Source organism: Aetokthonos hydrillicola CCALA 1050, from assembly GCF_017591665.1.
In the GTDB taxonomy this organism is placed as follows: Bacteria; Cyanobacteriota; Cyanobacteriia; order Cyanobacteriales; family Nostocaceae; genus Aetokthonos; species Aetokthonos hydrillicola.
In genome coordinates this window covers 1-9,369 of record NZ_JAAKGC010000152.1, presented here as the reverse complement: position 1 = coordinate 9,369, position 9,369 = coordinate 1, and the positions used below count along the sequence as shown (strand labels likewise).

The following is a 9,369-nucleotide window of genomic DNA, read 5'->3' as shown; positions in this document are numbered from 1 at the left end:
TGCTGCTTAGTTTCGGCTAATTTCCTGATGATTCAGCTTGACTCAGTTTCAAACTTGAAGTTGAGTCCCTCTGTCGCGCCCCTGCTTGTTAATTGCTGGTCGACACTAGATTAGTCCAAACGCCAGTTGATACCTAGCAGGCTCGATATATGCTTGGGCTTGCACATTTTGATTGTAGATAGCATTCCGATACATCTGAAAATTAGTTGCAGCCTCAGCTTCGTCAGGATTAGTAGAGAGTACTGAACCAGGTTGACGAGCAACAACCTTACCCATTTCATTTACCATGACTGCTGGAAAGAGATCGGAAAATACAAACTCAGAAGCTTGCGTTTGTACTTGTTTCCTTAATTCACTAACATTAGTCGGAGCGCCTAGCAGAGTTAATGCGAAAAGGGCATTCTGAAAGTTTTTGCCCCGAACATGATTTCTTGCTTGCTCTACTAACTCACTAACATCAATTTCGTGCGAGCTAACAATCATCTCGTTAAGAGTTTGTTCTTGATATTGAAGAAGGAGCTTATGAACCTCCTCCGCTCTTGCTCTGGCATTTACAGTTTGTTCTTTAGTGCCGCTAATGCTTCTAAAAGCTTCAACAGCCTGTTGCATAAACCTTGATGCGGCTAGGTAACTCGGTGGATTCTCTTTAAGAAAAGATTCGGCTTCCTTGACGTAAGTCTCAGCAGCTAGCATCGAAGCAACACGTTCTTTTTCGTAGTCTTTCTCAAGGCGATGCCATACCGCCTTAATTTCCCAAAGTGTTCTTGCCTTACGCCAATCATTCGCCGATTCTGCAAAGGATGCAGCTTTTTCGGCAACATTTGCATGTTTAATAGGGTCTCCAAGTCGGTATTTTTGCAATAGCCCCAATAACTTGGAAGTTAGCCACTTAGGGTCTTCGCCATTATAACGATCAAGAACAGCCTCTATATGTAAAACTACCTCATCTTTCTTATGATTAATTTTTTGTGCTAAATGGAATGCTCGTTCGATTCTATCAAAACAGTAAATCCAATCATGCGGATTTTCTAATGTTGTTGCAGATTGTAGATAAGTCGAAACTGCTAACTGCGCCATCTTATAGTTACGTTGTTTAACCCAAAGAATATCTGCTAGTCGTGCCTGAAGTTCAGAATCAGAGATTTCAACAACAATTTCAGCAAGAAAGTTTAGTTGTTCATCTGTAAGATTCTTGAAAACGTCAGCAAAAAATTCTTCTGTTGACTCAGGTTTGATCGCTGGACTGGTTACACTTGCTAAAATAGCATAAACGGATTGTTCTCTAACATTTCCTACTTCTTCTGCCTCTCGAGCTTTTTTCCAGAAAGCCTGGAAATAAGTACGACAATCTTTTCTTTCGCTGTTATTTATTAGATCCTTCCAGCAAGAGTTAATGAAATCATCTTTTGTAAGAGGTTTATCCTGTGGTGACATGGCATAGCTTCATTTTAGGGCATTTTCTACTATGCCAAATTGGTGTATATACAATTAACAGTAATTACACGGAGATACTGCTTGACAAGAGAGAAATAGGGTTTAACGGAGACAATAGAGAAGTGGGATGTACACTGTACTTATTTTTTCCACAAATGATTTAGGACTGCTACATACAGAGTTACTTAGGGCAATTAAACGGAACGCCCTTAAAAATATTTTTTAAGTAAGTACCAATAAACAACTGAAAGCTGGTAACGTGAGAAAAATCTAGCCAGACTGGCAGTAACACTATCCTCTGTCGACCAGGCTTCAGAAAAATTAACCGTAGGCGTAAGGCGATCGCCAGATCCCACCTCACTAAGTAGAATACGATCGCCTGATAAACTTCCGCAGCAGGAAAATCAGACTACACGATCGCCAACTACTAAAGGTTTTTTAATCGGCCCCCCTGAACCATTTGCGCTATTTTTACGCCAAATCAACTTTATGTGAATTTTCAATTTCACTGATAAAAGGTGAGTTACCAGAGGCACTGCGCGCTAGAAAATCTTCTGGGCGAGTCAAAGCAACATAAATTAACTTCCGTTCGGACTCTTCTAGATTATCCCCAAACTGCCTTGGTAAATGGTCAGCTCACATAAATATAACAGCACGGTACTGCAATCCTTTGGCAGAGTGAATAGTTTGGATCTTGATCCCAGGTTCGGTGATTCTGGTTCTGCTTGCGCGATCTCTGTTTCCCTATAACTTGATCCAGTTCCTGAGCGATCACCTATCGCTCTTCAAAGAAAACTTTATTTGATTGTGCTCAGTTGCACTAGGACTGCGATCGCTTCGAGAACTAGGCGTATAGCGTGTAGATGGAAGTATCGTCCATTCAAGAAAAAAGATTTCGACGTAGTACACTCGCTGCACCCTCACTTATAGGTAGCCCTTAAATCATTCGCTAAATCGGGCAGAATCACCAGGCGCTTTCCATATAGAAAAATGTCACAAAACTCTAAAAAAAGCCCTAGTGACTTGCAGGCTAGTTTTTTTAAGAGCTGCTGATGTTTTAATGTAAAAAAAGATTTTACCACTAGTCACAGGTGTAATTAATTTGTGCAAGTGCCGAATCTTCTAAGCTAGTGAACACTGAACATTTTATTACTGCTAAGTACCTAAGGAAGCATTTCTTAACCTTGTGTTCGGTAGAGCATTACTAATGTATAGTAAAGTTTATTTTTTAGAAAAATAATGTTGATAGAGCATAGGAATTTATTTGTATAGCTATAAGTTTTATTATCTCCTGAGGTGAAAAATGACAGTAATTCAAATTGGAATTGAGGGCGAAGGCGCAGATGAAGCGGCTGAGGCTTTACTGCAAATTCCTGGAATATCTGGAAATTCCGAGGCTCCCGAACAAAAAGAGGGTACGATAGCTGTTATTGCTACCATTGTCGGCATTACCGGTGGAACCGTAGCTTTAGCCGAGCAGATACGTAAATGGTATCAGGAATGGAAAAAATCTCATTCTGGCAAGCAATTTGATGTCGTTATTTTAAGCGAGAATGGCAGAATTGTCCTGGAAAAAGCAACAATAGAGGAGATTTGTCAAGTCCTGAAAGCTTTAGAAAAATGATATGCAAACCCTCCACATTCAGCTAAAAGCGGTTGAACACAATTGGGTAGAGCTACGTTACTTTTGTAAGCAACCGCACCGATATGAAATGCAAGAGCTAAATTTAGCAACAATCCAAGATCTACTACTATTAGGGGAGCAAAATTATTATAAACCCTTGCCTGACCTAGAAGGAATGGGGCAGCGGTTATTTTTCTGGTTGGATGGAGATGGGCGCTGGTTGAGCCGAGCTATTGAAAGCTGTCCCAGGGATGGATTAGCTTTAGCAATTGATACAGGAGAAAAACTTGCTCACTTGCCTTGGGAAGTGTTACATGACGGCAAAGATTTTTTAGTCAAGCGGGTCAATCCTGTAGTGCTACCAGTACGTTGGCTAGACAAAGCTACCGAAAAGAAAGCCGTAGAAGCAAGACCATTGCGGGTATTGTTTATGGCTACTGACCCGGAAGGTGTAGAACCTAAGCTGGACTTTGAGCAGGAAGAAGCCAAAATTTTAGAGGATACAAAAGATTTTCCCCTAATTTTGCGGGTAGAAGAAAGTGGTTGTATTACTGAGCTAAGTAAGCTTTGGAGTAGATACACTGATGTTTTTGATGTTTTCCACATAACCGGACATGCTTCGATTCGCCAGGGAAAAGAAGGTTCTCCAAGTTGCCCATATTTTATTACCGAAACACAAACCGGAGAACGCTACAATGCTACTGCTGAAGAAATTTGGGAAGTATTTCGCTTTCGTCCACCACAGTTAGTATTTTTGTCCGGATGCCGGACAGCACAAGCTGCTGATATTGGGGTAGTACCTTCCTTAGCAGAGGAATTGATTCATCAAGGTGCTACAGCCGTTTTAGGCTGGGGTCGCCCTGTGTACGACCGTACTGCTACTACTGCTGCGGCTTACCTGTATGGAAAGTTAGCAGCAGGATATCGCCTCACACAAGCCCTTGCAAGTACTTACCAGCAGTTGCTAAAAGCTGAAGTGACAGATTGGCACTTACTCCGGCTGTATGTGCGGGGAGAATGTCCAGATGCATTAGTAGAATCGCTAGGCGATGAAATCTGGTTCCCACCAGAACCTGCATACAAACAGTTTTTAGATCCTACTACTCAAACGGTGAGGGTAGCCACACCCCAGGAATTTGTTGGACGGAGGCGGACGTTGCAACGCTGTCTTCAGGCAATTCGTATGCCTAGTAAATTAGGGGTGTTGATTCACGGAATGGGAGGTGTAGGCAAAAGTACAGTAACTGCAAGACTGCTAGAAAGAATGACTGGCTATGACAGGATATTTGTCTATCGCGGTTTGGATGAGGCCAAACTACTAAGATTGCTGGCGGAACAGTGTACCTCAGAAGTTGGATTAGATCTGTTACATGGCACGTTACCGCGAATGCAGCGTCTGTTGAAGTTTTTGCAGCAAGGACTAAATCAACCGCAACAGCGATTTGTCTTTGTCTTAGATGACTTTGAAGCCAATTTAACACTCCGTGCTGACGGAATTTATGTTTTGCAATCGTCAGTAGTGGATGTGTTGTTGGCTTTACTAAAAGCTATTGTTAATTCCCGCCTTCCGCACCGAGTTGTTATCACCTCTCGCTACGACTTTCTACTACCAGAAACGAATTTGAGTCAGCGTTTGTACCGAGAAGTTTTAGCACCTTTGAGTGGAGCAGATTTACGTAAAAAATACAACCGTCTTGCATCATTCAATTCCACCTCAGAAGTCACACAAAACCTACAGGAACGTGCTAAGAGGATCGCAGATGGCAATCCACGCTTGTTGGAGTGGTTGGATAAGATTTTACAAGCCGAAAACCTGAACCAAGGGGCGATGTTAGCGGAAATGGAACAGGCACAAAGCAAATTCCGCGAAGACATCCTAGCAGAAGAATTGCTTAAACAGCAACCAAATGACTTACGAAAAATGCTAAGTTTAGCGCTGGTGTATGAGTTACCTGTTCCTCAATCTGCTATTGCAGGCATTTGTGGGAATATCCCTAATTTAGAAAACTATATCTACCGAGCTATTACCTTAGGTTTACTAGAACTTACCCAAGTTTCTCCTTCTCCAATTGGAAAGGGGAAGGGTGATCTGTACCGTGTTTCTCGGATTCTTGCTCCTGTTTTAGAGTTTCCTGATCAAGCAGAACCTCTCTATGCTAGTGCTGCACAGGTACTATATGGGCTTTGGTATCAAGGGGCTGAAACTTCTGTGGAGGCGCAATTAGTAGAAATTCATCGTTTGGCCTTGCAGGGGAAAGAAGGAGTAATTGCCGCACAAGTTGCTAGTGCCCTCTCAGATAAATGGTACAACCAGCGTCGAATTCGTGAGGTAATTGGAATCTGCCAAGCTACAGCGAACATCGTTTCAGATTTTCGTATTTTTCACAACCTTGCTCGGTCTGAAAGAAAGCTTGGTGATAATAAAAAAGCTTTAGAACACTATCAACAAGCCTTAGATTTATGCCCTTTAGAAGAGGAAGACATCAAAACAATTATTATGGCAGGAATAGAAGCTTGCCAAGGTGATATAGAAAAAGCCTTACAGATTTACCGAAAATCTTCTGTTTTCAACGATTTAGGAGTTAGTACTTGGAAGCAGGCTGCACATGCTGTACAGGCTACAACAAATATCGGGTTCTATGTTTTAGGCGATATTCTATTACCACTACACCTGAAAAATCTAGAATTTTTTGAACGCATTAATGATCCTATATCAGAAGCTGCAACATTGCATGAAATAGCATCTATTGAAGTAAAAAGGGGATATATAGAAGAGGCTATTACTCTATATCAATATTCTCTAGAAATTGATGGAGATACTGGTAATATACAAGGAAAGGCTGCAACATTTGCAATGCTGGGACAATTATTAGCTGATGAAGAACGGGATATTACAAGAGCTTTAAGATACTTGAAGGATTCATTAGCTATTTATCAGCAACTTCAGTTCCAAAAAGAGATACAGACACTTAGGGAAATTATTCTAAATATAGAGAAACAGCAAGCGAAGCCAACAATAATTAACTTCAAACAGACAAATCGTCACCAGCAACAGCTCGTAGCAGAACAGCAACCAAAAAAATGGATTGTTTGTTCAATTTTTAGGAAAATTTGGAATAAATTTTTAACGCGAACAAGAAATAATATCGAAAAAATATGGAGGAGTGAGAGGAAATGAAAAACTTACCATTGCTACTTTCGACAAAATCTAAAAACAGTATACTCATTGAGCCGATGCTCAATTGGGAGAGATGACTTTGTGGTGCGATCGCCTTTTTTACAATCGTTATCGAAGTGATCAGCCTTCAAAGAGATCGCACCAGTTGCAGGAATGCGGCGATCACTTGGTCATACCCAGTCCTTTCTGCTGCTCCTCACCCGGAAGGGAAGTTCTTTGATTACAGCAGTTGCGGTAAGGTTGCAGCCACCAAATTTTCTGAAACTGCGTTGCCAACAGTGAGAAAGCAACGCTTCTAACGCCATTATGTAGCAGGCTTGTCCCGACTGCGGAAAGAACCATGACCCCCGCTGTGCGACACGTTGATGTCAGAAGGAATAATCTAAATTACTGCTTTTGCAATACAAGCTCTCCATCGTCGCTGTGATTTCAACCATTGCGTGACCAAAATTTTCAACCATAGCTTGACCAAGCAAAGGTAATATCAGGGGTTGCAGCCAAACAAAACATGACATTTTATGTCAAATCGTGACCGGATGTCGAAATTCTCAACCATATTACGTCCATAAGTTGTTGAATACAAACCAAGAAAATGGAGTGCGTCAAAACTAGATTTGTGGTCGACTTTAGGACATGCGGATGCTTTAAAGTGACATGCAGATGGTTGAAAAAAGAGCCTACTTAGCCCTTGGAAACAACCGTAGGTTTTAAACTCAACTCAGATTGGACTCAGATTCAAAGGCACTCAAGAGTCAAAGAGCGATGAACTCATTGAAATTTGAGTATCGGTACAAACAACGGCATTGATTTCAACGATATTTTAACTACAAGGCATACAATATGGTTGAAAATAACTTAGGACAAGATATGATTTATAATCTGAATAATGAGTTTTTAAATAAGAAAAATTATCAATAAAAGACCAACTTTTGGAAAGCAAACTAACAACAAGAGTTTGAAGCTTTGAAGCAGGGGAAGGAGCGGTAACAGAGCATTCAGGTTGTGGCAGCTTCATTGGGGTCACAGAAGCATCCAGGTGGAGCACGGGCGAGGGGGGAGGCACGCTTCGCTTTCAGCCGTCGGACAGCTTTTCCCTGGAGTGATACTTGCTGGGTAAGCGCAGCAGCTCATCGCCAGGGAAAAGCAGCCGCGTCTAAATCCTCCCCCCTCTTGGCTTGGGATACTGACGACCCACTTGTTGGAGTCGATGGGAGCTATGATGCGGGAGCACCTGTGCGTTCAATCTGGACATACCAATGAACGCTGCATCCAGCTTTCGATGTTCTTATATTTGTTGGGTCAAAAACTTAACTACTGGTACTTTTTCCAACAGTATCTCGTTTAGGTTTGCGTTGTCCAACGCGAGTACCCGACTTTTTTTTGTTATTAGGTGTTGCTTGCTCAAGCATGTTCTCGTCTTGAGTTCCAAGCTCTGGCGATGCCCCGATTGTAATTGCTGGGGCGTCTGGAGTCTCAATCGGGTTGGGGCTGTTTTGTGCAAGTGCCTGTTGGTCAATTTCATTAGAAGTAGTAGATGCAGCTTTCTTGCGAGTCTGTTTTTTCTTTGGGGGTGATTCTATAGGTATCTCAATTTGTGTTGCATCAGTGCTAGTGGTAGGAGTGGGCGTATTTGATTTTTTGCGAGTGCGCTTTGTTGCGGGTGGTGGCGACGACGGAGGTTGGTTTGGGGGGCTACTAGTGGGCAAGGTTTCCAATGGATCTGCACTAGCCGGTATATCCGGGGAATCCATGCCGATTTGTAGCAAATGCCATAAATGTTCCCGTCGGCTCTCCATGTAGCTAAGTTTTTGCTCGCCTTCAGTAGCATCTAGAGCCATGCGTTCACATTGGGGTAAAGTTAAACTGTGTTCCTGTAATTGCTTGAACGAAAGCGAATCGTTTCCATCATCTAAAGCTGCTGCTACGGCTCGGATAAGCCAATCTTTAAGCACTCCAACACAACCAATAGAATGCTCGTAGAAGTAAAGCCATCGTTGCATTAATTCAGGAATATCAGTATTAAGTGGTACTTGTTTGAGGAGTGCTAATAATGCAGCTTGAAAATCCAGACGGTCTTTTTCGTTTTGGTATAAGTAGCGCGGAAAGTGGATATCTAAACCACGCCGCGAAGCCTGACCACTTAAATTCCGGAAATTTAAAATTTCGTAAGTACCAATCAGAATATGGAGTACCCCTGTAACATTCGTCATGGATTTAATCCAATCCAACTGGTCTAAAAGCTTGCCAGCGCTGCTTCCAGTACCAAGCTTCATTAAATGTTGCGCTTCATCCAAGACAACTGCTCGGACGTTACGTTTAACCATTGCTTCTTCTAATGCATGGCGTAGCTCTGGGGACTCATTAAATTGGGAAGTTCTACTGCTACGTCCGCGCCCTTTTTTCTCCCATGTCTCAGTCGCTTCAATGTCTACGAGCATTCGACGCTCATAAAACGGCTCGTCTAACAGCTTAAGTGCAGTACGGTAATAGTCAGTGCGATTAAATACTTGAGCATCTGGTGGTCGTGTTTCTATAACTAATAGAGGCAATTGAGGTATATGACGGTTGATACCCAAACCGTTAGATGGTGTGTAACCAATATCATTTTCATTTAACCGTTTGGCAACTTGTCGTATCATGGTCGTCTTTCCAACACCTGAAGGCCCATAGACCAGTACGTGAGCAAATCCTGCTGGTTCTCGAATTGCACGCAACAGATGTGCATCGACCCTTGCCAACTGCGGATGTAAGACAGCATACTCCTTGAATTGTGCCAGCAACTTTTGCTTATCCATTTCGGACATTAGTGGTATTCCTCTAATATTGGTATTTGTGTTACATCCAACACTTGTGTATTTACAAAAGACTTAGAAGCAGATGTTACCTCTTCAAAATTCGGCTGTGACAATTCTGTGCGCTTGTCTTGTTTGGATTGTTGTACAGTTGTAGTTGATTGAAGATTTTCAACTATAGCTTTGCTTTCCAAATCACGTAATCTTTGCACAAGTAAGCTGCTGCGCAGCTTGATTGTATAATGTGGGATTAAGTAAACAAGCGATCACTACTCGACATATGCCAGCAAAAAACCATCTCTCTCAAGAGCAGAAGGAGAGGCTATTAAAAACGTTAAAAG

The 9,369-nt window shown here is 42.1% G+C and carries 6 protein-coding genes; 3 read left to right on the top strand and 3 right to left on the bottom strand.

The features are described 5' to 3' along the window. Positions 1-105: 105 nt before the first annotated feature. The gene (locus G4P69_RS33785; RefSeq protein ID WP_208344768.1) at positions 106-1,434 is read right to left on the bottom strand and encodes a DUF7380 domain-containing protein; all 1,329 of its coding nucleotides are present in this window, start codon (positions 1,432-1,434) and stop codon (positions 106-108) included. Between the two features lie 1,303 nt (positions 1,435-2,737). On the opposite strand from G4P69_RS33785, the gene G4P69_RS33780 reads away from it, so the two are divergent. From G4P69_RS33780 to G4P69_RS33770, 3 genes are all read left to right on the top strand, one after another. After that, positions 2,738-3,058 carry a hypothetical protein gene (locus tag G4P69_RS33780; protein ID WP_208344766.1) on the top strand — a complete coding sequence of 107 codons (321 nt, stop codon included), beginning with the start codon at positions 2,738-2,740 and terminating at the stop codon, positions 3,056-3,058. 1 nt (position 3,059) lies between these two features. Continuing rightward, positions 3,060-6,236, top strand: coding sequence for a CHAT domain-containing protein (locus G4P69_RS33775; RefSeq protein WP_208344764.1), 3,177 nt, complete (start codon positions 3,060-3,062; stop codon positions 6,234-6,236). Between the two features lie 1,002 nt (positions 6,237-7,238). Next, entirely contained in the window at positions 7,239-7,496 is a 258-nt protein-coding gene (locus G4P69_RS33770) for a hypothetical protein (protein WP_208344762.1), read from the top strand. 47 nt (positions 7,497-7,543) lie between these two features. Here G4P69_RS33770 and G4P69_RS33765 read toward each other — a convergent pair whose 3' ends face one another. Beyond that, positions 7,544-9,040 (bottom strand): ATP-binding protein, encoded by a 1,497-nt coding sequence (locus G4P69_RS33765; protein ID WP_208344760.1) that lies wholly within the window; start codon positions 9,038-9,040, stop codon positions 7,544-7,546. Then, positions 9,040-9,240 (bottom strand): hypothetical protein, encoded by a 201-nt coding sequence (locus G4P69_RS33760; protein ID WP_208344759.1) that lies wholly within the window; start codon positions 9,238-9,240, stop codon positions 9,040-9,042. Before G4P69_RS33760 ends, G4P69_RS33765 begins: the two co-directional genes overlap by 1 nt. Positions 9,241-9,369 lie beyond the last annotated feature (129 nt).